Here is a 23,054-nt window from a genome sequence, read left to right on the forward strand (position 1 = left end):
AAGCCAACTTATCCCGGCCCCGGTCAGTACCGAGGCATCCCGAAAACACACTCAATCGACTGTTTTTTAGCAGCCGAGCGGGTGTTTTTTTGCTTTTCGAAAGCCTTGGCTCAGCTCTTGCTAACAGCAACGAAGCTGACCGATCGGATGAGTTTTTTGCAGCAACGAAAAAAGGCGCCACACCAGAGCGCCGATCTTAAAAAAATAACGTGGAACACCTACTTTGGGAGCAACCGAATGAAACGTATGTGCACCAGCCTGATGCTCGCGGGATCGATGTTGGCCGGCGGCCAGGCCATGGCCGAAGGCCTGCTGCAGTGGCAGAACAACAGCCTGACCTACCTGTATGGCAAGGACTTCCAGGTCAACCCGCGCATCCAGCAGACCGTCACCTTCGAGCACGCCGATGCGTGGAAGTACGGGGACAACTTCTTCTTCCTCGACAAGATCTTCTACAACGGTGGCAAGGACTTCAGCAATGGTCCGAACACCTACTACGGTGAGTTCAGCCCGCGCATCTCGCTGGGTAAAGTGCTCGACCAGAAGATCGAGTTCGGCCCGATCAAAGACGTCCTGGTGGCGATGACTTACGAGTTCGGCGAAGGCGACACCGAGTCGTACCTGATCGGTCCAGGCTTCGACTTGGCGATCCCGGGCTTCGACTACTTCCAGTTGAACTTCTACCAGCGCCACACCCAGGGTGCTCGCGCCGGTGACAACGTCTGGCAGATTACCCCGGTCTGGTCCTACACCATCCCGGTCGGCAAGTCGGATATCCTGATCGACGGCTTCATGGACTGGGTCACCGACAACGACTCCAACTCCAAGGGTGATTACCACGCCAACCTGCACTTCAACCCGCAAGTCAAATACGACCTGGGCAAGGCGCTGAGCTTCGGCGAGAAGCAGTTGTACGTCGGTGTGGAGTACGACTACTGGAAAGACAAGTACGGCATCGACGACACCGGTGCGTTCAAGACCAATCAGAGCACCACGAGCTTCCTGGTGAAGTTCCACTTCTGATGCGGGTGTAAGTGGCGTCTGCGAGGACGCCATCGCTGGCAAGCCAGCTCCCACAAGTTCTTTGGTGTAGACAAAATCTGTTTACGACGCAAAGCCCTGTGGGAGCTGGCTTGCCAGCGATTGCCGCACCACCGATCTCAGGCTGGAACCACCGCTTTGGATATGCCCAAAAACCGGCACAACTCCTCGCGCTTGGCCAACGCATCACGCCGCCCCAGATCAATCAACTCGCTGCAGTACCCCGCCTCGAACAACAGATAACTCAACACCCCTGCCCCACTCGTCTTGGTCGCCCCCGGCCCGCGCAGAAACAGACGTAACGCCGCCGGCAACTCCTGGCGATGCCGTGCCGCAATCTCATCGATCGGCTGACTCGGCGAAATCACCAACACCTCCACCGGTGCCACGCCCAACTCGCGCGTCGGCGTGCCGGCAGGCATCAAGTGGCTGAACTGGTTGAGACGCTGCAGCAACTCGATGTCGCTCTCGAGGCTGTCAATGAACGTGCTGTTGAGCATGTGCCCGCCAATCTGCGCCAGCGTCGGCTGTTGCCCCGTGTAGGCGCGCTCCAGCGGCTGCTGCGGATCAAACCCGCGCGGGTTGCCGCTGACACCGACCACCAGCACCCGGCTCGCCCCTAAGTGCAGCGCCGGGCTGATAGGCGCCGATTGCCGCACCGCACCGTCACCGAAATATTCATCACCGATTTTCACCGGCGCGAACAACAACGGAATCGCCGAGCTGGCCAGCAGGTGATCCACCGACAGCTGCGTCGGCACACCAATGCGCCGATGCCGCAGCCATGAATCGATCTTGCCGCCGCCCTGATAGAACGTCACCGCTTGCCCGGATTCGTAGCCGAACGCCGTCACCGCCACCGCATGCAATTGCTTGCGCGCGATCGATTCGGCGATACCGGGCATGTGCAGCTTTTCATTGAGCAGTGCGCGCAGCGGCGAACTGTTGAGCAGCGCCACCGGCAGTTGCCGGCCGAGGCCGAGCAGGCTGTGGCTGACAAAACGGCTGGCCTGACGGATAACCCCGGGCCAGTCGCTGCGTAGCACGCGATGGCTGCGAAAGCCTTGCCAGAACAAGGTGAGACGCTCGATCGCAGCGCGAAAATCGGTAGCGCCACTGGCGAGGCTGACCGCATTGATCGCACCGGCCGAGGTGCCGACGATCACCGGAAACGGATTGTCCGCGCCCAACGGCAGCAATTCGGCAATCGCCGCCAGCACCCCCACCTGATACGCCGCCCGAGCCCCGCCGCCGGAAAGAATCAAACCTGTGACCGGTTCAGTTGGGCTCATCGCAACACTCCATGGTGCTTGAAAGGATGGGGGAATCAACCGCGTTTGGCGTACAGCTTCGGCTCGCCCGGTGGCCGGCTCTTGAAGCGCCGATGCGCCCACAGGTACTGCTCGGGGCAGGCACGCAAAGCGCTCTCGACCCACTGATTGATGCGGATGCAGTCAGCTTCTTCGGTTTCGCCGGGGAAATCTTCCAGCGGCGGATGAATCACCAAGCGATAACCGCTGCCGTCGGCCAGACGCTCCTGCGTGAACGGCACCACCAGCGCTTTACCCAAACGAGCAAACTTGGTGGTCGCAGTCACGGTCGCGGCTTGAATGCCAAAAAGCGGCACGAAGATGCTCTGTTTGGCGCCGTAGTCCTGATCCGGTGCGTACCAGATCGCGCGACCGGAACGCAGCAGCTTGAGCATGCCGCGCACGTCGTCACGCTCCACCGCCAGCGAATCGAGGTTGTGCCGCTCGCGGCCCTGACGCTGAACATAGTCAAACAACGGATTCTTGTGCTCGCGGTACATGCCGTCGATGGTGTGCTGCTGGCCGAGCAACGCCGCGCCGATTTCCAGCGTGGTGAAATGCGCCGCCATCAAAATCACGCCTTTGCCTTCGCGCTGGGCCTTTTGCAAATGCTCCAGGCCTTCAACGTGGGCCAGCTTGGCCAGACGCTCGCGCGACCACCACCAGCTCATAGCCATTTCAAAAAAGGCGATGCCGGTGGAGGCGAAATTTTCCTTGAGCAGGCGTTTGCGCTCAGCGGCGGATTTTTCCGGGAAGCACAGTTCAAGATTGCGCTTGGCGATGCGCCGCCGGTCGCCGGCCACGCGATACATCAGCGCGCCCAAAACTCGACCGATGGTCAGCAAGGCCGGATACGGCAACTGCACGATCAGCCATAAAAGCCCCAGACCGCACCAGAGCGGCCAGAAGCGTGGAGCAAGAAATGCTTTTCGAAAACGCGGGCGATCCATTAAAGCTTCCGTAAATACAGTGGCCGCGCATTCTACATCGTTCGACCCGGCTTGCGGCCTGCGGGCGTTCTCGTTATAAGTCTCGGCACTTTTAGTGACAAGCCGTTGTATGCCGACATGAGCCAAACCGAACCGTTAGACCAAGATCCCGTATTCCAGCTCAAGGGCAGCATGCTGGCCATTACTGTGCTGGAACTGGCCCGTAACGACCTCGAAAGCCTCGATCGGCAATTGGCCGCCAAAGTTGCCCAGGCGCCGAACTTCTTCAGCAACGCGCCGCTGGTTCTGGCGCTGGACAAACTGCCGCCGAGCGAAGGCGCCGTCGATCTGCCAGGCCTGATGCGCGTCTGCCGTCAACATGGCCTGCGCACCCTGGCGATTCGCGCCAGTCGCATCGAAGACATTGCCGCCGCCATCGCTATCGACATTCCGGTGCTGCCGCCGTCGGGCGCCCGCGAACGGCCGCTGGAAACACCCGAAGCCGAAGTCAAAAAGAAACCGGAAAAGCCGCCTGAGCCAACGGTCAAACCGACCCGCGTCATCACCACGCCAGTACGTGGTGGCCAACAGATATATGCCCAGGGTGGCGATTTGGTCGTGGTGTCTTCGGTCAGTCCGGGGGCGGAACTTCTCGCCGATGGCAACATCCATGTATACGGCCCGATGCGTGGTCGGGCGCTGGCCGGCGTGAAGGGTGACACCAAGGCACGGATTTTCTGTCAGCAATTGAGCGCTGAACTGATCTCCATCGCCGGTCACTACAAGGTTTCCGAAGATTTGCGTCGCGACCCTATGTGGGGCTCGGGCGTACAGGTCAGCCTGTCGGGCGACGTGTTGAACATCATTCGGCTTTAACGGATACTGCCGCATTTTCCAAGCATCTCTAAAACGTAGCGAAAACGGCTCAAACGAAGTAGGAAAAAGGCTCAAAGCCAAATTCCAGCCAAGGCTGTCCGACTGCAGTAGTTTTCAAGAGATGTTTTTCAGGGGCTAAAAAGTCCTTCTTCCTTAGGGGTGAAACACCTTGGCCAAGATTCTCGTGGTTACATCCGGCAAGGGTGGTGTGGGTAAGACCACCACCAGCGCCGCTATCGGTACCGGCCTCGCTCTGCGCGGCCACAAAACAGTGATCGTCGACTTCGACGTGGGCTTGCGTAACCTTGACCTGATCATGGGTTGCGAGCGCCGCGTGGTGTATGACTTCGTCAACGTGGTCAACGGCGAAGCCAACCTGCAACAAGCGCTGATCAAAGACAAGCGCCTGGAAAACCTCTACGTACTGGCCGCCAGTCAGACCCGCGACAAAGACGCGCTGACTGTCGAAGGCGTGGAAAAAGTCCTGATGCAGTTGAAGGAAGACTTCGATTTCGTCGTCTGCGATTCCCCGGCCGGCATCGAGAAAGGTGCTCACCTGGCCATGTATTTCGCCGACGAAGCGATCATCGTGACCAACCCGGAAGTGTCCTCGGTACGTGACTCCGACCGTATGCTGGGCCTGCTGGCCAGCAAATCGCGTCGTGCCGAAAAAGGCGAAGAGCCGATCAAGGAACACCTGCTGCTGACCCGCTACAACCCGCAACGCGTAAGCGACGGCGAGATGCTGGGCGTCGAAGACGTGAAGGAAATTCTAGCCGTCACCCTGCTTGGCGTGATTCCGGAATCCCAAGCCGTCCTCAAGGCGTCCAACTCGGGCGTCCCGGTAATTCTCGACGACCAGAGCGATGCAGGTCAGGCGTACAGCGATGCCGTTGATCGTCTGCTGGGCAAAGAAAAAGAACATCGTTTCCTCGATGTTACGAAGAAGGGATTCTTCGAGCGCCTGTTTGGAGGTAGGTAATGAACCTTTTTGACTTCTTTCGTGCCAACAAAAAGCCAAGTACCGCCTCGGTAGCGAAAGAGCGTCTACAGATCATCGTGGCGCATGAGCGCGGCCAGCGCAGCACGCCGGATTACTTGCCAGCCTTGCAGAAGGAACTGGTCGACGTGATCCGCAAGTACGTCAACATCGGCAACGACGACGTACATGTTGCACTGGAAAGCCAGGGCAGTTGCTCGATTCTGGAACTCAACATCACCCTGCCTGATCGCTGAGTCGATCCGGCAGGTACGACGGCGGTTCAGGGCCATCCCCATGCGGGATGGCCCTGAACCGCCGTTGGCATTTGTTACGAGGCTGTTTTAATGCCGCTGTCCAACATCCGCATCATCCATCAGGACGCCGCCGTGCTGGTGGTCGACAAACCGACCTTGCTGCTCTCGGTGCCCGGTCGCGCCGACGACAACAAGGATTGCCTGATTACCCGCCTGCAGGAAAACGGCTACCCGGAAGCGCGCATCGTCCATCGCCTGGACTGGGAAACCTCCGGCATCATTCTGCTGGCGCGTGACGCCGATACGCATCGCGAACTGTCGCGCCAGTTTCATGACCGCGAAACTGAAAAGGCCTACACCGCACTGGCCTGGGGTCAGCCGGAACTCGACAGTGGCAGCATCGATTTGCCCTTGCGTTACGACCCGCCGACCAAACCGCGCCATGTCGTCGACCACGAATTCGGCAAGCATGCGCTGACCTTCTGGCGAGTGCTGGAGCGTTGCGGTGACTGGTGCCGCGTTGAGCTGACGCCGATCACCGGCCGTTCGCATCAGTTGCGCGTGCACATGCTGTCGATCGGGCATCCGCTGCTCGGTGATGGCCTCTACGCCCACGAGCAAGCGCTGGCGGCATGGCCGCGCCTGTGCCTGCACGCGAGCATGCTCAGCTTCACCCACCCGCAAACCGGCGAACGCCTGCGCTTCGAGTGCCCCGCGCCGTTCTGACGGACACCGCCGAAACCATGTAGGAGCTGCCGAAGGGACCCGGTGCAGATTCAATTCCCCGGCCGATGCGTTAAACTCCCGCCCATTGCTGTCTGGAGTTTCTTATGCGCGAAGAGTTGAACCAAGGCCTGATCGACTTTCTCAAGGCCTCCCCTACCCCGTTCCACGCCACTGCCAGTCTGGTGCAGCGTCTTGAGGCTGCCGGTTTCGTGCGCCTCGACGAGCGCGAGCCATGGACCACCGAGCCAAACGGCCGCTATTACGTCACCCGCAACGACTCCTCGATTGTCGCGATCAAAATGGGCCGCACTTCGCCACTGCACGGCGGCATCCGCCTGGTCGGCGCGCACACCGACAGCCCGTGCCTGCGGGTCAAGCCGCAGCCGGAACTGCAGCGTCAGGGCTTCTGGCAACTGGGCGTTGAAGTCTACGGCGGTGCGTTGCTGGCACCGTGGTTCGACCGTGATCTGTCGCTGGCCGGCCGCGTGACCTTTCGCCGCGACGGCAAGGTTGAAAGCCAACTGATCGATTTCAAGGCGCCGATCGCGATCATTCCCAACCTGGCGATTCACCTCAATCGTGAAGCCAATCAAGGCTGGGCGATCAACGCACAGACCGAACTGCCGCCAATCCTTGCGCAATTTGCTGGTGACGAGCGCGTCGATTTCCGCGCCGTGCTCACCGATCAACTGGCCCGCGAACATGGCCTGAACGCCGATGTCGTACTCGATTACGAGCTGAGCTTCTACGACACGCAAAGTGCTGCAGTGATTGGCCTCAATGGCGACTTCATTGCCGGCGCGCGCCTCGATAACCTGTTGTCGTGCTACGCCGGCCTGCAAGCTTTGCTCACCGCTGAAACCGACGAAACCTGCGTGCTGGTGTGCAACGACCACGAAGAAGTCGGCTCCTGCTCGGCCTGCGGTGCCGACGGCCCGATGCTCGAACAGACACTGCGCCGTCTGTTGCCGGAAGGTGACGAGTTCGTCCGCACCATCCAGAAATCCCTGCTGGTCTCGGCCGACAACGCCCACGGCGTGCACCCCAACTACGCGGAAAAGCACGATGCCAACCACGGCCCGAAACTCAACGCTGGCCCGGTGATCAAGGTCAACAGCAACCAGCGCTACGCCACCAACAGCGAAACCGCCGGCTTCTTCCGCCATCTGTGCATGGCCGAAGAAGTCCCGGTACAGAGCTTCGTGGTGCGCAGCGACATGGGCTGCGGCTCGACCATCGGCCCGATCACAGCCAGCCACCTCGGTGTGCGCACTGTCGACATCGGCCTGCCGACCTTCGCCATGCACTCGATCCGCGAACTGTGCGGCAGCCATGACCTGGCGCACCTGGTCAAAGTGCTGAGCGCGTTCTACGCCTGCCGCGAATTGCCTTAAAAGCTTCGGCAAAATGCGATTCAATGTAGGAGCTGCCGAAGGCTGCGATCTTTTGATCTTAAAAACAAAATCAAAAGATCGCAGCCTTCGGCAGCTCCTACTCAGATCAATAGCGGTCGGCAGAAACCGACCTAGACTTACATCATTCATTTCGACAAGGCAGTCTCCATGATCTCGATGTCTTCGTTCCACGCCATGCTCATTCCGATTCTGAGCGGAATGATCCTGCTGGCCATCGGTTTCAACTTCCGCGACAAGAACGCCGGTGTGTTCGCCATGTGGATCGGCATGCTGACGATCCTCGCCACCGTGGTTTACAAGATCCTCGCCAAACTCAACGAATAAATCCGCGCCCGGCTCGCATTGAATGGGTGGGCCTCGTACACTCCAGCGAATCCGCCCCTTGCGAGGTTGACCGCCTAGTGTTCGCTCGTCTTTTTGCTTTGCCCAGTCTGTTCCTTGTCTGCCTGATGACACTGCTGCCGATGGCGTCCGCCCACGCGGTCGGTCTGCCGGGCCTGCTCAACACCAACAAGGCGCAACCCGAAGCCCAGGAACCGCTCGGCCAGTCCCTCGACGAAGTCATCAAGTCGCTGGAAAACGACAAGCAACGCGCGCAACTGCTGACCGACCTGAAGAAGCTGCGCGACGCCACCAAAAAGGCCCAGGCCAGCCCCGAAGAAGGCGTACTCGGCCTGATCGGCGGGACCCTCGCCAACTTCGAAAAGCAATTCACCGGTACCGACAGCCCGCTCAACCGCTGGGGCAACGAGTTCGACCTGGCCAAGGAAGAGCTGAGCGGCATGATGTTGCCGGCCAACGAATGGCTGCCGATCATCTTCGGCTTCGCCATGATCCTCGCGGTGTGGAGTCTGCTCGCCGCCGCACTGATCTGGCTCGGTCACCGGGTACGCATGCGTTTCGGCCTCACCGAAGAACTGCCGCAACACCCCAAAGCCCTCGACATGCTGCGCTTTGCATTACGCAAGCTCGGGCCATGGCTGATCGCTTTAGTGATGACCGTTTACATGAGCTACGCCTTGCCGTCGTCTCTAGGTAAAAGCCTGGCGATGGTGCTGGCCTATGCGCTGGTGGTCGGCACCTGTTTCTCGGCGATCTGCGTGATTGCGTTTTCCCTGCTCGACGGCCCGCACCGCCATCGTGCACTGTACATCCTCCGTCATCAGGCGTTCCGGCCGCTTTGGCTGATCGGCAGCTTCGCCGCGTTCGGCGAGGCGCTGAATGATCCACGCCTGATCGAAAGCCTCGGCGTGCATCTGGCCCACACCGCCGCGACCATCGCCAATGTCCTCGCGGCACTGTCGACCGGTCTGTTCATCCTGCGTTTCCGCCGGCCGATCGCACACTTGATTCGCAATCAGCCGCTGTCACGACGACTGACCCGCCGCGCCCTCAGCGATACCATCGAAATCCTCGGCACCTTTTGGTACGTGCCGGCGCTGGTGCTGGTCGGCATCTCGCTATTCGCCACCTTCGTCTCCGCCGGCGACACCAGCACCGCCTTGCGCCAGTCGCTGATCTGCACCGTGCTGCTGGTGTTGTGCATGGTGATCAACGGCCTCGTGCGCCGTCATTCCTTGAAACCGCAACGCGGGCCGAAACGTCACGCGCTCTACTCCGAACGCCTGAAAAACTTCTTCTACACGCTCGCGCACTTGCTGGTCTGGCTGGTCTTCATCGAACTTGGCCTGCGCGTGTGGGGCCAGTCGCTGATCGGTTTTGCCGAAGGCGAAGGCCATGACATCAGCGTCAAACTGTTCAGCCTGATTGGCACACTGGTTTTCTCCTGGCTGATCTGGATCCTCGCCGACACCGCCGTGCACCACGCCCTGACCCGCTCGCGCAAAGGCCTGGCCAATGCGCGGGCGCAGACGATGATGCCGCTGATCCGCAACGTGCTGTTCGTGGCGATCTTCATCATTGCGCTGATCGTCGCGCTGGCGAACATGGGCATGAACGTCACGCCACTGCTGGCCGGTGCCGGTGTGATCGGTCTGGCCATCGGTTTCGGTGCGCAGTCACTGGTCGCGGACCTGATCACCGGTCTGTTCATCATCATCGAAGACTCGCTGGCCATCGATGACTACGTCGACGTCGGCGGCCACCTCGGCACTGTCGAAGGCCTGACCATCCGCACCGTGCGCCTGCGCGATATCGACGGCATCGTCCACACCATCCCGTTCAGCGAAATCAAAAGCATCAAGAACTACTCACGGGAATTCGGCTACGCGATCTTCCGCGTCGCAGTGCCGTACAACATGGAAATCGACGACGCGATCAAACTGATGCGCGAAGTAGGCCAGAAGATGCGCACCGATCCGTTGCAGCGGCGCAACATCTGGTCGCCGCTGGAGATCCAAGGCGTCGAGAGTTTCGAGTCCGGCAGCGCAATTCTGCGGGCGCGGTTCAAGACTGCTCCGATCAAACAGTGGGAAGTCTCAAGGGCATTCAATTTGTCGCTCAAGCGGCATCTGGATGAGGCGGGACTGGATCTGGCGACCCCACGCATGAGCGTACAAGTGATCACCGCCGGTGGTGGCCAGCCGAAGGAATAACTCAGTCAATCATAAGGAAATAATATGGGAATTTTAGATTTTCGCGAGATCCCTTCCGCCAGTGGAAAGTTACGAAAAGCGAGAAAAGCAAACTTGGAAAAAGAGGATCTTGATGCCTTTGAAAAGTTCGCAGAAGAGTATTTTGAAAAAATAGTCGGGGCCACTATTATCAATAGAACAACTCGAGGCCCCGATAACGACCTGGACCTCAAGGTATCTATAAACGGCATAAAAGTACTGATTAGTTGCAAGCACTATGCTCACTCAGATAATGCCGTAGGGGCTGATCAAGAACTAGACCCGCTTTCCGCAGTTTATTCCAATGGCTGCTCGAAATTTATTGGCTTTTACTCCTCAGCCCCAAGCTCCGCACTTGTAACCAAACTGGAAGGAATTAAAAACAGTGGAACCATCCCCTTTGATTACGAAATTCTAAAAAACTCTGACATCGAATCAAAGCTACTCGACAAAGACAGCATCGTTGGCTGGCTGTTTGCCGCGAGATACTTTCCAAAAAGCTATTCCAACTTATTCAGAAAATTCGTAGTGCCCATTCAGCACTACAAATTAAGCGACTTGAAAAACACTTCGCCTAGTGCCTGGATTTTAGACGGTCCGTTTGGCGGGTTGCATTCAGGAAAAAAGCCCAACAAACAAAAAATAATTGATGAAGCCAATGACGCTCTGACCAGCAATCTCCACGCAAGCTTTTTTGCCGAAGCACTGAAAGATGCAATCGACTGTTTTCCAGAATATTTCAAGTATCGCAGCAATGCGGACCTTAATGAACTGCGGTATGAAGATATTTCACCAGCGTGGGAGACCCCCCTAGCCCATCCACGCACCGCAGATTGCAACGTGCCAATCATCGTTTGCGGGATATGGTCATTTTGGTGCCCTCAATCTGCACTGAAAAAGTACCTAACGTTCAACGATGCGCTCAAAGACCCAGATAGTCCTTCACACAGTAAATTACTCGATCATAGGGAGCTGACCTACTCGGCCTTTTTGACAGACGGCTTCCTGGCAAAAGTTTCATCCGGCAAGTACCGGGATATATTCGCCAGACTGACCGCATTCTGCCAACTATCCTTACCCTTTTATAAAGGTAGCGACACGAAAAAATTTGATTCAGGTGGAGGAGTACCAGTCGACTGGAAATTCAAACAAGGGGAAGGGCTGGAGTTTCTGCTCAACCGAATTTTGAATAAATAAAACATCGAAACAGAAGGACAAGCGGTCTCGTTGTCCTTCTGTTGACTGATGATCAAACTACATCGACACCCACATGAATCGCATCATGCCGCCAAAACTCCAGATCACAATCAATCAACCGCTCATGCTGATCATAATTGACCCGAGCAATCCGTAACCCCGGGCTCCCCACCGACACCCGCAAAGCCGCCGCCGCATCCACCGACAATGACGTCGGCACAATCTCAAACCGCACCCGCCCATAGTGCAAATCGTAATGCCGCGCATACAACTCGGTCATCGACTGATTCAAATCAAACTCAAGAATCCCCGGAAAAAACTGCGGATTCAAATAGTGCTCCACATACAACACCAACCGCCCATCAATGCGTCGTGACCGGCAAATCTGAATCACGCTCGACAACGCCGGCAACTGCAACCACGCACACACCGCCGCCGAAGCCGGCTGCAAACGCGCCGAAATCACCTCGGTCGACGGCACCCGCCCCTGCGCACTGACCATCGCGTGAAAGTGACTGCGCTGCATCAGGTTGTAGGCCAGACGCGGCGGCGAGACGAACCAGCCACGGCGCTCCTCGCGATAAATCTGCCCCTGCGCCTCCAACTGCAACAACGCCTCACGCACGGTAATCCGTGTCGTGCCGAACAACTCACTGAGCTTGCGCTCGGCCGGCAACTTGCTGCCCGCCGCCAGCAACCCGTGATCAAGCTGCTCCTGCAACACCTGGCCAATCGCTGTCACCGCTTTTGTTGCCTCATCGCGCATCAACGTTACCTATCTGGACTAGACCAGCACTGTTTCGGGGCAAAACCGCACGGCAATCGAGCCGTTTCCTGATATTGCAAGCCTAGGCAGTGCAGATGACCGAGAGATGACAAAACTACCGAACGGTCGTCTTCACGACTTGCAATACATCGGCCAAGTCCCTTGCCCTGCGGGCCTTTGAGCATGGTCTACGCTTATCTGACACCCGCCAATACCGGGCAAATAAAAGGCCTGCCACAAGGCCGCCGACATCAAAGTGTCATCCAGCCCCCTTAAATTGGCTCAGGTATTGCTGACCTAGACCAACACACACCGCAATCGCAGCGTTGAACACGACCAAGGAGCTTCGGAATGAAACAGCTTTTCCTGGCAACACTGTTAGGCTCGACCATTGCAATGTGCACCTCCGCCATGGCGGCCGGCACCGATCTGAAAACCCTCGAAGCCGCTGCGAAAGCGGAAGGTGCCGTCAACAGCGTCGGCATGCCCGATGACTGGGCCAACTGGAAAGGCACCTGGGAAGACCTGGCCAAAACCTACGGCCTGAAACACATCGACACCGACATGAGCTCTGCCCAGGAAATCGCCAAGTTCGCCGCCGAGAAAGACAACGCCACCGCTGACATCGGCGACGTCGGTGCGGCCTTCGGCCCGATCGCGGTCAAGCAAGGCGTGGTGCAACCGTACAAGCCAAGCACCTGGGATCAAGTCCCGGACTGGGCCAAGGACAAGGACGGCAACTGGGCGCTGGCCTACACCGGCACCATCGCCTTCATCGTCAACAAAAAACTGCTGCACGGCTCCGAAGTGCCAACCAAATGGGCTGATCTCAAGGGCGGCAAATACAAAGTCTCGATCGGTGACGTGAGCACCGCCGCCCAAGCCGCCAACGGCGTTCTCGCTGCGGCACTGGCCAACGGTGGCGACGAGAAAAACATCAAGCCTGCGCTGCTGCTGTTCGCCGACATCGCCAAGCAAGGTCGCCTGTCGATGGCCAACCCGACCATCGCCACCATGGAAAAAGGCGAGATCGAAGTCGGTGTGGTCTGGGACTTCAACGGCCTCAGCTACAAGGCCAAGATGGCCAATCCAGATGACTACGTCGTGCTGATCCCATCCGACGGTTCGGTGATTTCCGGCTACACCACGATCATCAACAAGTACGCGAAAAACCCGAACGCCGCCAAGCTGACCCGCGAATACATCTTCAGCGACGCCGGCCAGACCAACCTCGCTCGTGGCAATGCGCGTCCGATCCGCGCCGAACACCTGCAACTGCCGGAAGACGTGAAAGCCAAACTGCTGCCGAACGAGCAGTACAAGAAAGTCACGCCGATCAAAGATGCCGATGCGTGGGAAAAGACCTCCAAAGCCCTGCCACAGCAGTGGAACGAGGAAGTCATCGTCGAGATGAAATAAACCGGCTGTTCACTACTGCGTGATCTGTTGAAGATCCAAATGTGGGAGCGAGCCTGCTCGCGAAGGCGTCGTGTCAGTCGACATCAATGTTGAATGATCTGCCGCATTCGCGAGCAGGCTCGCTCCCACAGGGGATCTCGGCTGAATCTGAAATTTCCTGTTTTCGCGGAGTTTTTGCCCCTATGAAGCACAACGTCATCCTTGTCGTGCTCGACGGCCTCAACTATGAAGTCGCGCGTCACGCCATGGGGCATCTGCAGGCTTATGTTGGCGCAGGACGCGCCGCGCTCTATCAACTGGAGTGCGAACTGCCGGCCCTGTCCCGCCCCCTCTATGAATGCATCCTCACCGGCGTGCCGCCGATCGACAGCGGCATCGTCCACAACAACGTCTCGCGCTTGTCCAATCAGCGCAGCATTTATCACTACGCCCGCGATGCCGGTCTGAAGACTGCTGCAGCGGCGTATCACTGGGTTAGCGAGTTGTATAACCGTTCGCCGTTCGTAGCCGCCCGCGACCGCCACACCGACAATTTGTCGCTGCCGATCCAGCACGGGCATTTCTACTGGAGCGATCACTACCCGGATTCGCATCTGTTCGCCGACGCGGAAAACCTGCGCCTGCGCCACGATCCGAATTTCCTGTTGATCCACCCGATGAACATCGACGACGCCGGGCATAAGCACGGCCTCGACTCTTCGCAATACCGCAACAGCGCGCGCTTCGCCGACATCATCCTTGCCGACTATCTGCAAAGCTGGCTCGACGCGGGCTATCAGGTATTGGTGACCGCCGATCACGGCATGAACAACGATCGCTCGCACAACGGCCTGTTGCCGGAAGAACGCCAGGTGCCGCTGTTTGTCCTCGGTGACGCGTTCAGCCTCGACGCTGGCGCCGCACCCAAGCAGACCGAAATCTGCGGCACCGTCTGCGAACTGCTCGGCGTGCCCCACGACAAACCTGTGTGCCGGGAGTTGCTCAAGTGAACTCGATGACTCGCGGCAAATGGCTGGCGGCGCTGTGCCTGGTGCCCTTCGCGCTGTTCTTTATCGTCTTTGAAATCGCCCCGCTGGTCTGGGTGATGATCAACAGCTTGCAATCGGAAGAGTTCGGCTGGGGCTTCGCCAACTTCAGCAAAATCTTCAGCTCGAAATTTTACTTGCAGGCGATTCAGTACAGCCTGGAGATTAGTTTCTGGTCGAGTGTGTTCGGCATCATCATCGCAGTACTCGGTGCGTATTCGCTGCGCCGGGTCGACTCGAAATTGCGCAACTTCGTCAACGCCTTCGCCAACATGACCAGCAACTTCGCGGGGGTGCCTCTGGCCTTCGCGTTCATCATCCTGCTCGGTTTCAACGGCAGCATCACCATCATGTTGAAGCAGTCGGGGATCATTCAGGACTTCAACCTGTACTCGAAAACCGGCCTGATCATCCTCTATACCTACTTCCAGATTCCCCTCGGCGTGCTGCTGCTCTACCCAGCCTTCGACGCCTTGCGTGAAGACTGGCGCGAGTCCGCCGCATTGCTCGGCGCCAATGGCTGGCAATTCTGGCGGCATATCGGCTTGCCGGTGCTGACCCCGGCGCTGCTCGGTACGTTCGTGATCCTGCTGGCCAACGCCCTCGGTGCGTACGCCACGGTGTATGCGCTGACGACGGGCAACTTCAACGTCCTGCCGATCCGTATTGCTGCGATGGTCTCCGGCGATATTTCCCTCGACCCGAATCTGGCCAGCGCGTTGGCCGTGGTGCTGGTGGCGCTGATGACCATCGTCACCGTCGTGCATCAACTGCTGTTGAAGAGGAGCTACCATGTCTCGCGCTGAATCCGGCCCGGCCGGCCTCTACCACCGCGTCGTGGTTTATCTGCTGTTCGCGATCCTTTTGCTACCACTCGTAGGCACGCTGGTTTATTCGATCGCCAGCAGTTGGTCGGCGACCATTCTGCCCAGCGGCTTCACCTTCAAGTGGTACATCCAGTTGTGGAGCGATCCGCGTTTCCTGCACGCATTCGGCCAGTCATTGCTGGTGTGCGTTGGCGCGCTGGTGCTTTCAGTCGTGCTGATCCTGCCGCTGCTGTTCGTGGTGCATTACCACTTTCCGAAACTCGATGCGCTGATGAACATCCTCATCCTGCTGCCCTTCGCGGTGCCGCCGGTGGTGTCTTCGGTGGGACTGTTGCAACTCTACGGTTCGGGGCCGATGGCGATGGTCGGCACGCCGTGGATTCTGATCGGTTGCTACTTCACCGTGGCCCTGCCGTTTATGTACCGGGCGATCACCAACAATCTGCAAGCGATCAACCTGCGCGACCTGATGGACGCTGCGCAACTGCTTGGCGCCAGCACCTTTCAAGCGGCGTTTCTGGTGGTGCTGCCGAATCTGCGCAAAGGCCTGATGGTCGCGTTGCTGCTGTCGTTCTCGTTCCTGTTCGGGGAGTTCGTTTTCGCCAACATTCTGGTCGGCACGCGCTACGAAACCCTGCAGGTTTATCTGAACAACATGCGCAACAGCAGCGGTCACTTCACCAGTGCGCTGGTCATCTCGTATTTCTTTTTCGTGCTGGTCCTGACCTGGATCGCCAACATCTTGAACAAGGACAAAAGCGAATGAGCTATGTCAGCGTCCGACACCTGCAGAAAAGCTACGCCGGCACCACCGTGTTCAGCGATATCGACTGCGAAATCAACAAGGGCGAGTTCGTCACCCTGCTCGGCCCGTCCGGTTGCGGCAAGTCCACCCTGCTGCGTTGCATTGCCGGACTGACGCCAGTGGATGGCGGCAAGATCCTGCTGGATGGCGTCGACATCGTGCCGTTGAGCCCACAGAAACGCGGGATCGGCATGGTGTTTCAGAGCTATGCGCTGTTCCCCAACATGACCGTCGAGCAGAACGTTGCCTTCGGTCTGCGCATGCAGAAAGTCAACGCCGACGACAGCCATAAACGCGTTTCGGAAGTGTTGAAACTGGTTGAACTGAACGACTTCGCCAGCCGCTATCCGCATCAACTGTCCGGTGGACAATGTCAGCGCGTGGCCCTCGCCCGCTCGCTAGTCACCCGTCCGCGTTTGTTGCTGCTGGACGAGCCGCTGTCGGCGCTCGATGCGCGGATTCGTAAACACCTGCGTGAACAGATCCGCCAGATTCAGCGCGAACTCGGCCTGACGACGATTTTCGTCACCCACGATCAGGAAGAAGCGCTGACCATGTCCGACCGGATTTTCCTGATGAATCAGGGAAAAATCGTCCAGAGCGGCGACGCCGAAACCCTGTACACCGCACCGGTCGATGTGTTCGCCGCCGGCTTTATCGGCAACTACAACCTGCTTGATGCTGATGACGCATCAAAGCTGTTGCAGCGCCCGATCAACCACCGCATCGCCATTCGCCCGGAAGCCATCGAATTGAGCTTCAACGGCGAACTCGACGCGCAGATCCGCAGCCACAGCCTGCTCGGCAATGTCATCCGCTACCGGATCGAAGCGCGCGGCGTAGAACTGGTGGTGGATGTGCTTAACCGCTCGGCGGCCGATCTGCATCCCGACGGTCAGCGACTGGCACTTTCCATCGATCCAACGGCCCTGTGTGAGGTAGCCTGATGACTTTGCTGACGTTGAAGAGAGAACTGCACTGATGGCCCTGGCAATTTTTGATCTGGACGAAACGTTGATCCACGGCGACTGCGCCACCCTCTGGAGCGAGCAGATGGGGCGCCTGGGCTGGGTCGATCCCGAGTCGTTCATGCGCAAGAACAACGAACTGATGGACGCCTACAGCCATGGCAAATTGCGCATGGAAGAGTACATGGAGTTCAGCCTCGAACCGCTGATCGGCCGTACGCCAGAAGAAGTCGATCATCTGGTCGGGCCGTGGGTGGAAGACTTTATCGAACCGATCATCTTCAGCGACGCGACCAAGACCATCGCCGCCCACCGCAAGGCGGGAGACCGGATTCTGGTGATCTCGGCGTCGGGCACGCATCTGGTCAGACCGATTGCCGATCGATTGGGCATTGATGAAGTTCTGGGGATTGAACTGGAAGTCGCCCATGGCGTTTACAGCGGCCACACCGTCGGCACCCTGACCTACCGCGAAGGCAAGATCACGCGTTTGCTGGAATGGCTGGATGCTGAAGAGGAAAACCTGGAGGGTGCGAGTTTCTATTCCGACTCGCGTAATGATTTGCCGTTGTTGCTGAAGGTGGATTTCCCACACGTGGTGAATCCGGATCCAGTGCTTCTGGAGCACGCCGAAAAAGCCGGCTGGCCAATCCACCTGTGGAAATGACAAAGATTTAATCTGCAATTGCAGGCTGACATTCCGAACCCGAGTTCGACACCATGTGTCAGGTCGATGTACCTCGACAGAACAACTCAGTCAGTCCCCTCTCCCTTTGGGAGAGGGTTAGGGTGAGGGGCTTTTTGCCCTGGTCTCAGCTCAGACTTTCGTCAATCACCAACACCAGTTTGCCAGCCACCTTGTTGCTCGCCAGCTCCGTAAACGCCGCCTCGGCATCCTTCACCGCAAACGCCTTGGCCAACTGCGGACTCAACCGCCCTTCGGCAAACAACGGCCACACCTGCTGGCCCAGATCACTCAACAGATCCGCCTTGAACTGATCGTCACGACTGCGCAACGTCGAGCCCAGCAGTTGCACACGCTTGGCCAAGACCTGCGCCAGATCCAGTTTGGCCTCACGGCCACCCATCAAACCGATCAACACCCAACGGCCGTCCAGCGCCATCAGTTTGAGGTTCAGCGCCGAATAATTGCCGCCGACCGGATCGAGAATCACATTGAACGGCCCGAAATCACGCAGGCTCTCCAGATCATCGGTGCGCAGCACCCCGCCCTGCGCACCCAGCGCCTCACAGTAGGCCAAACGCTCGGCCGAACCGACGCTTACCCAACATGGATTGCCGAACGCCTTGCACAACTGAATGGCGGCTGAACCGATTCCACTTGCGCCGGCATGCAGGAGAACTTTCTCACCCGGTTTGAGCGCCGCAAGTTGAAACACATTCAGCCAGACTGTTGCATAAACCTCAGGCAATGCGGCGGCCTCGATCAGCGAGACGCCTTCGGGAACCGGCAGCACATGCCGGCCGTCGACGACTACCTCTTCGGCCATGCCACCCCCGGCCAGCAGGGCGCAAACCCTATCGCCAACCTGCCAGGCACTGCCGGCGCCGACCTCGCTGATCACCCCGGAGCACTCAAGCCCAAGCACTTGGCTGGCACCTGGTGGGGGCGGATAAAGCCCTGCTTTCTGTAATAAATCGGCGCGATTGAGGCCGGCTGCCGCCACTCGAATGCGGACTTGTCCTACATCGCACGTAGGACTCGGCTCCTCAACCCATGCCACTTGACCGTCAACGCCTTGCAATGCCTTCACAGTGCCTCCATAGTGAGTCTGGACTGAGCCCGAAGCTGTAGCGCCGGGCTTTTTGCATTATGCGACCGGCTCTCGTAGAACCGGCGACTTCAAAGACGGCCTAATATGCGTTATCAATTGTCCCCGCGTCGAATCAGCATGAAGCATTTGCTCCCCAGCACCGCCCTCGCTCTTTTCATCGGTATCGGTTTGTTACCGGTGTCGGGCACTACATTCGCAGCCAACAGCTGGGACAAGTTGCAGCCTGATCGCGATGAAGTCATCGCCAGCCTGAACGTCGTCGAGTTGCTCAAGCGTCACCACTACAGCAAGCCGCCGCTCGACGATGCGCGCTCGGTGATCATCTACGACAGCTACCTCAAGCTGCTGGATCCGTCGCGCAGCTACTTCATGGCCAGCGACATCACCGAATTCGACAAGTGGAAGACCCAGTTCGACGACTTCCTCAAAAGCGGCGACCTCAACGCCGGGTTCACCATCTACAAGCGCTATCTGGACCGCGTCAAGTCGCGGCTGGACTTCGCCCTTGCCGAGCTGAACAAAGGCGTCGACAAGATGGACTTCACCACCAGGGAAACCTTGCTGATCGATCGCAAGGACGCTCCTTGGCTCAAATCCACCGCTGAACTCGACGACCTGTGGCGCAAACGCGTCAAGGACGAAGTGCTGCGGATGAAGATCGCCGGCAAAGAGCCGAAGCAGATCCAGGAAACCCTGACCAAGCGCTACAAGAACCAGTTGGCGCGCCTGGACCAGACCCGTCCGGAAGACATCTTCCAGGCGTACATCAACACCTTCGCCATGTCTTACGATCCGCACACCAACTATCTGTCGCCGGATAACGCGGAAAACTTCGACATCAACATGAGCCTGTCCCTTGAGGGCATCGGTGCCGTGTTGCAGAGCGACAACGACCAGGTGAAAGTCGTGCGTCTGGTGCCGGCAGGCCCGGCCGACAAGACCAAGCAAGTTGCACCGGCTGACAAGATCATCGGCGTTGCCCAAGGCAACAAGGAAATGGTCGACGTGGTCGGCTGGCGTCTGGACGAAGTGGTCAAACTGATCCGTGGCCCGAAAGGCACCGTGGTGCGTCTGGAAGTGATTCCGGCGAGCAATGCGCCGAATGACCAGACCACCAAGATCGTGCCGATCACCCGTGAAGCGGTGAAGCTCGAAGACCAGGCCGTGAAGAAGTCCGTGCTCAACCTGAAACAGGACGGCAAGGACTACAAACTCGGTGTGATCGAGATTCCAGCCTTCTACCTCGACTTCAAGGCGTTCCGTGCCGGTGATCCGGACTACAAGAGCACCACCCGTGACGTCAAGAAACTGCTCACCGAGTTGCAGAAAGACAAAGTCGACGGCGTGGTCATCGACCTGCGCAACAATGGCGGCGGTTCCCTGCAGGAAGCCACCGAGCTGACCAGTCTGTTCATCGACAAAGGCCCGACCGTACTCGTGCGTAATGCCGATGGCCGTGTCGACGTACTCGAAGACGAAAACCCGGGCGCGTTCTACAAAGGTCCGATGGCACTCTTGGTCAACCGCTTGTCCGCCTCGGCTTCGGAGATTTTCGCCGGCGCCATGCAGGACTATCACCGCGCGTTGATCATCGGTGGCCAGACCTTCGGTAAAGGCACGGTGCAGACCATTCAGCCGCTCAACCATGGCGAACTGAAACTGACCCTGGCCAAGTTCTACCGTGTCTCCGGGCAGAGCACCCAGCATCAGGGCGTGCTGCCGGACATCGACTATCCGTCGCTGATCGACACCAAGGAAATCGGCGAGAGCGCACTGCCGGAAGCCATGCCATGGGACACCATCCGCGCGGCAATCAAACCGGCAGCCGATCCGTTCAAGCCGTTCCTGGCTCAGCTCAAGTCCGAGCATGACACGCGCACCGCCAAGGATGCCGAGTTCGTGTTCATCCGTGACAAGCTGGCTCTGGCGCAGAAACTGATGGAAGAAAAAACCGTCAGCCTCAACGAAGCCGAGCGCCGTGCCCAGCACAACGACATCGACGCCAAGCAACTGACGATGGAAAACATCCGTCGCAAAGCCAAAGGCGAAGAGCCGCTTAAAGAGCTGAAGAAAGAAGACGAAGACGCTCTTGCGGCCGCTGACCCGGACAAGGTCAAACCGGAGGACGATGCCTACCTGAGCGAAACCGGGCGCGTGCTGCTGGATTACCTGAAGCTGAGCAATCAGGTGGCCAAGAAGTAAGGTGATGGCAATTTAGTGCTGACGATCCCCGGATCGTCATCAAACAGTCATCATTCTGTCGTGCAATAAAGGACTGGGAGCCACTCTCTTCATTGAGAACGCTCCCAGTCCTTTTTTTATCGCCAGAGATTGCCATGACCACGACCGAACAGCTGAGTGCCTTGAGCTCGATCCTGACTCAAAGCGGTTTACACAGCCTGTTCCAACCGATCATTTGTCTCTCGGAACGGCGCATTCTCGGCTACGAAGCGCTCACGCGCGGCCCTTCCAACAGCCCTCTTCACTCGCCGATCGCGCTGTTCGCCGTGGCCCGTCAGGCCGGGCGTTTGAGCGAGCTGGAAATCGCCTGCCGCCAGAGCGCTTGTCGCCGCTTCAACGAGCAGCAACTGCCGGGCAAACTGTTTCTCAACGTCTCGCCGGAATCCTTGCTCGAAGCCGCGCATCAACCGGGGCGCACGTTGCAGCTGCTGCAGGATTTCGGCATTCCGCCCAGTCAGGTGGTCATCGAACTGACCGAACAGACGCCCATCGACGATTTCCAGTTGCTGCAAACCGCCTTGCATCACTATCGAGCGATGGGTTTTTCCATTGCACTGGATGATCTCGGTGCCGGCTATTCCAGCCTGCGTCTGTGGTCGGAGCTGCGCCCGGACTACGTGAAGATCGATAGACACTTCATCGATGGCATTCATCAGGACGCGCTGAAGAGAGAGTTCGTCGGCTCGATCCTGCAAATCGCCAAAGCCTCTCGCGCACAAGTCATCGCCGAAGGCATCGAACTGCCAGAAGAACTCGCGGTGCTGACGGAAATGGGTGTCGATCTGGTGCAGGGTTACTTGCTCGGTCGTCCTCAGGAACATCCGCCCCGCGACGCCCGCGCCTTGATGCCCAAACACGACAGCAGCAGCGTTGCGCTGAACGACGAAGGCAGCGACCTCAGCGCCCTGCTCAACGACCAACCGGCCGTGCACCGCGACACACCCACCGCCAACGTGCTGGAGGCCTTCCGCCGCCAGGCCAACCTCAACTCACTGGCGGTACTCGACGAACAAGGCCAACCCTGCGGCATCGTCCACCGCCACTCATTGTCGGATGCGTTGCTCAAACCGTTCGCCACCGACCTGTTCGCGCGTAAACCGATCAGCCGTCTGATGAACGACGATTTCCTCGCCGTGGAAATGAGCCAGTCACTGCAACAGGTCAGCCGCCTGATCACTAGCCGCGCGCGGCAACGCATCGAAGAAGACTTCATCATTACTCTTAACGGCGGCTACCTGGGTCTTGGCCGGGTGATCGACGTACTCAAACTGATCACCGAACTGAAGATTCAACAGGCGCGTTATGCCAATCCACTGACCTTGCTGCCGGGTAATGTGCCGATTCAACAATGCCTGACTCGCCTGTTACAGCAGGGTCGCGAGTCGGTCATCTGCTACGTCGACATCGACAGTTTCAAACCCTTCAACGACATTTATGGCTACGGGCGCGGCGACGAAGTCCTGCTGTGTCTGGCGCAATGCCTCAACGAGCGCGTCGACCCGAGCCGCGACTTCGTGGGCCATATTGGCGGCGACGACTTCCTGCTCGTCCTCGGCCCGGAAGACTGGCGCAAACGTGTCAATCAACTGCTTGATGACTTCCAGAGCCAGTGCCGACGCTTCTATCGCCCTGAACACCTTGAAGCTGGCTGCTTCATCGCACCGAATCGCCAGGGAGTGCGGCAGGAGTTTCCGCTGTTGTCGCTGTCCATCGGCGTGGTGCATCTACACCCCGAGGCCTGCGCACAACTCGATGCCAGTCAACTCGCGGAAATGGCTTCCCAGGCGAAGCATCATGCGAAGAATATTCCGGGGTACAGCGTGCATGTGATTGACAGTCTTGCCGCGCCCGACCTGCGCCAATCGCAGCTAATTGGCCAATGTTGACTCCTGAAAGCTGTCAAA

The 23,054-nt window shown here is 58.4% G+C and carries 21 protein-coding genes; 17 read left to right on the forward strand and 4 right to left on the reverse strand.

The annotated features are described in order from the left end of the window. Window positions 1-237: 237 nt before the first annotated feature. On the forward strand, window positions 238-1,023 hold the full coding sequence (locus tag CKW14_RS05710) for an outer membrane protein OmpK (RefSeq protein ID WP_007913962.1): 786 nt from the start codon (window positions 238-240) through the stop codon (window positions 1,021-1,023). 137 nt (window positions 1,024-1,160) lie between these two features. Here the strand turns inward: CKW14_RS05710 and CKW14_RS05715 are convergent, their stop codons facing one another. Continuing rightward, window positions 1,161-2,333: a patatin-like phospholipase family protein gene (locus CKW14_RS05715; RefSeq protein WP_095050912.1), complete on the reverse strand. Its 1,173-nt coding sequence runs from the start codon at window positions 2,331-2,333 to the stop codon at window positions 1,161-1,163. A 35-nt stretch (window positions 2,334-2,368) separates the two neighbouring features. Further along, window positions 2,369-3,301, reverse strand: coding sequence for a lipid A biosynthesis lauroyl acyltransferase (locus CKW14_RS05720; protein ID WP_095050911.1), 933 nt, complete (start codon window positions 3,299-3,301; stop codon window positions 2,369-2,371). 117 nt (window positions 3,302-3,418) lie between these two features. Here CKW14_RS05720 and minC point away from each other — a divergent pair, with 117 nt between their 5' ends. From minC to CKW14_RS05755, 8 genes are all read left to right on the forward strand, one after another. Then, complete coding sequence (gene minC / locus CKW14_RS05725) at window positions 3,419-4,156, forward strand: septum site-determining protein MinC (protein ID WP_026000431.1); 738 nt, start codon at window positions 3,419-3,421, stop codon at window positions 4,154-4,156. 169 nt (window positions 4,157-4,325) lie between these two features. Then, on the forward strand, window positions 4,326-5,138 hold the full coding sequence (gene minD / locus CKW14_RS05730) for a septum site-determining protein MinD (protein WP_038367005.1): 813 nt from the start codon (window positions 4,326-4,328) through the stop codon (window positions 5,136-5,138). Then, window positions 5,138-5,392, forward strand: a complete 255-nt coding sequence (minE, locus tag CKW14_RS05735; protein ID WP_003223146.1) for a cell division topological specificity factor MinE — start codon at window positions 5,138-5,140, stop codon at window positions 5,390-5,392. The genes minD and minE overlap by 1 nt, the downstream gene beginning before the upstream one ends. Window positions 5,393-5,482: 90 nt before the next feature. Further along, the gene (locus tag CKW14_RS05740; protein ID WP_007960625.1) at window positions 5,483-6,118 is read left to right on the forward strand and encodes an RluA family pseudouridine synthase; all 636 of its coding nucleotides are present in this window, start codon (window positions 5,483-5,485) and stop codon (window positions 6,116-6,118) included. A gap of 104 nt (window positions 6,119-6,222) precedes the next feature. After that, window positions 6,223-7,512 carry a M18 family aminopeptidase gene (locus CKW14_RS05745; protein WP_007919200.1) on the forward strand — a complete coding sequence of 430 codons (1,290 nt, stop codon included), beginning with the start codon at window positions 6,223-6,225 and terminating at the stop codon, window positions 7,510-7,512. Window positions 7,513-7,680: 168 nt separating this feature from the next. After that, window positions 7,681-7,857 carry a hypothetical protein gene (locus CKW14_RS29930; protein WP_163004785.1) on the forward strand — a complete coding sequence of 59 codons (177 nt, stop codon included), beginning with the start codon at window positions 7,681-7,683 and terminating at the stop codon, window positions 7,855-7,857. A 77-nt stretch (window positions 7,858-7,934) separates the two neighbouring features. After that, complete coding sequence (locus CKW14_RS05750; RefSeq protein WP_095050910.1) at window positions 7,935-10,088, forward strand: mechanosensitive ion channel family protein; 2,154 nt, start codon at window positions 7,935-7,937, stop codon at window positions 10,086-10,088. A gap of 24 nt (window positions 10,089-10,112) precedes the next feature. Beyond that, complete coding sequence (locus tag CKW14_RS05755; protein WP_095124938.1) at window positions 10,113-11,303, forward strand: restriction endonuclease; 1,191 nt, start codon at window positions 10,113-10,115, stop codon at window positions 11,301-11,303. Window positions 11,304-11,355: 52 nt separating this feature from the next. On the opposite strand, the gene CKW14_RS05760 is transcribed toward CKW14_RS05755, so the two are convergent. Next, on the reverse strand, window positions 11,356-12,069 hold the full coding sequence (locus tag CKW14_RS05760) for a UTRA domain-containing protein (protein ID WP_007916338.1): 714 nt from the start codon (window positions 12,067-12,069) through the stop codon (window positions 11,356-11,358). 351 nt (window positions 12,070-12,420) lie between these two features. Here CKW14_RS05760 and CKW14_RS05765 point away from each other — a divergent pair, with 351 nt between their 5' ends. The 6 genes from CKW14_RS05765 (at window position 12,421) to CKW14_RS05790 (ending at window position 17,780) form a co-directional block, all read left to right on the forward strand. Then, window positions 12,421-13,488: an ABC transporter substrate-binding protein gene (locus CKW14_RS05765; RefSeq protein ID WP_007916337.1), complete on the forward strand. Its 1,068-nt coding sequence runs from the start codon at window positions 12,421-12,423 to the stop codon at window positions 13,486-13,488. 182 nt (window positions 13,489-13,670) lie between these two features. Beyond that, window positions 13,671-14,477, forward strand: coding sequence for an alkaline phosphatase family protein (locus CKW14_RS05770; RefSeq protein ID WP_095050908.1), 807 nt, complete (start codon window positions 13,671-13,673; stop codon window positions 14,475-14,477). A 5-nt stretch (window positions 14,478-14,482) separates the two neighbouring features. After that, window positions 14,483-15,319, forward strand: coding sequence for an ABC transporter permease subunit (locus CKW14_RS05775; protein WP_172604543.1), 837 nt, complete (start codon window positions 14,483-14,485; stop codon window positions 15,317-15,319). Further along, window positions 15,306-16,106: an ABC transporter permease gene (locus tag CKW14_RS05780; protein ID WP_007916333.1), complete on the forward strand. Its 801-nt coding sequence runs from the start codon at window positions 15,306-15,308 to the stop codon at window positions 16,104-16,106. Before CKW14_RS05775 ends, CKW14_RS05780 begins: the two co-directional genes overlap by 14 nt. After that, window positions 16,103-17,092: an ABC transporter ATP-binding protein gene (locus CKW14_RS05785; protein WP_095124940.1), complete on the forward strand. Its 990-nt coding sequence runs from the start codon at window positions 16,103-16,105 to the stop codon at window positions 17,090-17,092. Before CKW14_RS05780 ends, CKW14_RS05785 begins: the two co-directional genes overlap by 4 nt. A 34-nt stretch (window positions 17,093-17,126) precedes the next feature. Next, window positions 17,127-17,780, forward strand: coding sequence for an HAD family phosphatase (locus tag CKW14_RS05790; protein WP_095124942.1), 654 nt, complete (start codon window positions 17,127-17,129; stop codon window positions 17,778-17,780). Between the two features lie 145 nt (window positions 17,781-17,925). On the opposite strand, the gene CKW14_RS05795 is transcribed toward CKW14_RS05790, so the two are convergent. Next, complete coding sequence (locus CKW14_RS05795; protein WP_095050905.1) at window positions 17,926-18,888, reverse strand: zinc-binding dehydrogenase; 963 nt, start codon at window positions 18,886-18,888, stop codon at window positions 17,926-17,928. Window positions 18,889-19,026: 138 nt separating this feature from the next. Between CKW14_RS05795 and CKW14_RS05800 the strand changes: the two genes are divergently transcribed. Further along, window positions 19,027-21,111 carry a carboxy terminal-processing peptidase gene (locus tag CKW14_RS05800; RefSeq protein WP_176471253.1) on the forward strand — a complete coding sequence of 695 codons (2,085 nt, stop codon included), beginning with the start codon at window positions 19,027-19,029 and terminating at the stop codon, window positions 21,109-21,111. A 134-nt stretch (window positions 21,112-21,245) separates the two neighbouring features. Then, window positions 21,246-23,036 (forward strand): bifunctional diguanylate cyclase/phosphodiesterase, encoded by a 1,791-nt coding sequence (locus CKW14_RS05805; RefSeq protein WP_095124945.1) that lies wholly within the window; start codon window positions 21,246-21,248, stop codon window positions 23,034-23,036. The last annotated feature ends 18 nt before the right edge of the window (window positions 23,037-23,054 follow it).

Source organism: Pseudomonas sp. Irchel s3a12, from assembly GCF_900187485.1.
Classification (GTDB): domain Bacteria; phylum Pseudomonadota; class Gammaproteobacteria; order Pseudomonadales; family Pseudomonadaceae; genus Aquipseudomonas; species Aquipseudomonas neuropathica.

Excerpts from the sequence above, each read along its gene's own strand:
- CKW14_RS05770 (WP_095050908.1), top strand. The coding sequence starts at position 13,671 with ATGAAGCACAACGTCATCCTTGTCGTGCTCGACGGCCTCAACTATGAA.
- CKW14_RS05745 (WP_007919200.1), top strand. The coding sequence starts at position 6,223 with ATGCGCGAAGAGTTGAACCAAGGCCTGATCGACTTTCTCAAGGCCTCC.
- CKW14_RS05775 (WP_172604543.1), top strand. The coding sequence starts at position 14,483 with ATGACTCGCGGCAAATGGCTGGCGGCGCTGTGCCTGGTGCCCTTCGCG.
- CKW14_RS29930 (WP_163004785.1), top strand. The coding sequence starts at position 7,681 with ATGATCTCGATGTCTTCGTTCCACGCCATGCTCATTCCGATTCTGAGC.
- CKW14_RS05720 (WP_095050911.1), bottom strand. The coding sequence starts at position 3,301 with ATGGATCGCCCGCGTTTTCGAAAAGCATTTCTTGCTCCACGCTTCTGG.
- minE (WP_003223146.1), top strand. The coding sequence starts at position 5,138 with ATGAACCTTTTTGACTTCTTTCGTGCCAACAAAAAGCCAAGTACCGCC.
- CKW14_RS05755 (WP_095124938.1), top strand. The coding sequence starts at position 10,113 with ATGGGAATTTTAGATTTTCGCGAGATCCCTTCCGCCAGTGGAAAGTTA.
- CKW14_RS05805 (WP_095124945.1), top strand. The coding sequence starts at position 21,246 with ATGACCACGACCGAACAGCTGAGTGCCTTGAGCTCGATCCTGACTCAA.
- minC (WP_026000431.1), top strand. The coding sequence starts at position 3,419 with ATGAGCCAAACCGAACCGTTAGACCAAGATCCCGTATTCCAGCTCAAG.
- CKW14_RS05790 (WP_095124942.1), top strand. The coding sequence starts at position 17,127 with ATGGCCCTGGCAATTTTTGATCTGGACGAAACGTTGATCCACGGCGAC.
- CKW14_RS05715 (WP_095050912.1), bottom strand. The coding sequence starts at position 2,333 with ATGAGCCCAACTGAACCGGTCACAGGTTTGATTCTTTCCGGCGGCGGG.
- CKW14_RS05740 (WP_007960625.1), top strand. The coding sequence starts at position 5,483 with ATGCCGCTGTCCAACATCCGCATCATCCATCAGGACGCCGCCGTGCTG.
- CKW14_RS05765 (WP_007916337.1), top strand. The coding sequence starts at position 12,421 with ATGAAACAGCTTTTCCTGGCAACACTGTTAGGCTCGACCATTGCAATG.
- CKW14_RS05785 (WP_095124940.1), top strand. The coding sequence starts at position 16,103 with ATGAGCTATGTCAGCGTCCGACACCTGCAGAAAAGCTACGCCGGCACC.
- CKW14_RS05760 (WP_007916338.1), bottom strand. The coding sequence starts at position 12,069 with ATGCGCGATGAGGCAACAAAAGCGGTGACAGCGATTGGCCAGGTGTTG.
- CKW14_RS05780 (WP_007916333.1), top strand. The coding sequence starts at position 15,306 with ATGTCTCGCGCTGAATCCGGCCCGGCCGGCCTCTACCACCGCGTCGTG.
- CKW14_RS05710 (WP_007913962.1), top strand. The coding sequence starts at position 238 with ATGAAACGTATGTGCACCAGCCTGATGCTCGCGGGATCGATGTTGGCC.
- CKW14_RS05800 (WP_176471253.1), top strand. The coding sequence starts at position 19,027 with ATGAAGCATTTGCTCCCCAGCACCGCCCTCGCTCTTTTCATCGGTATC.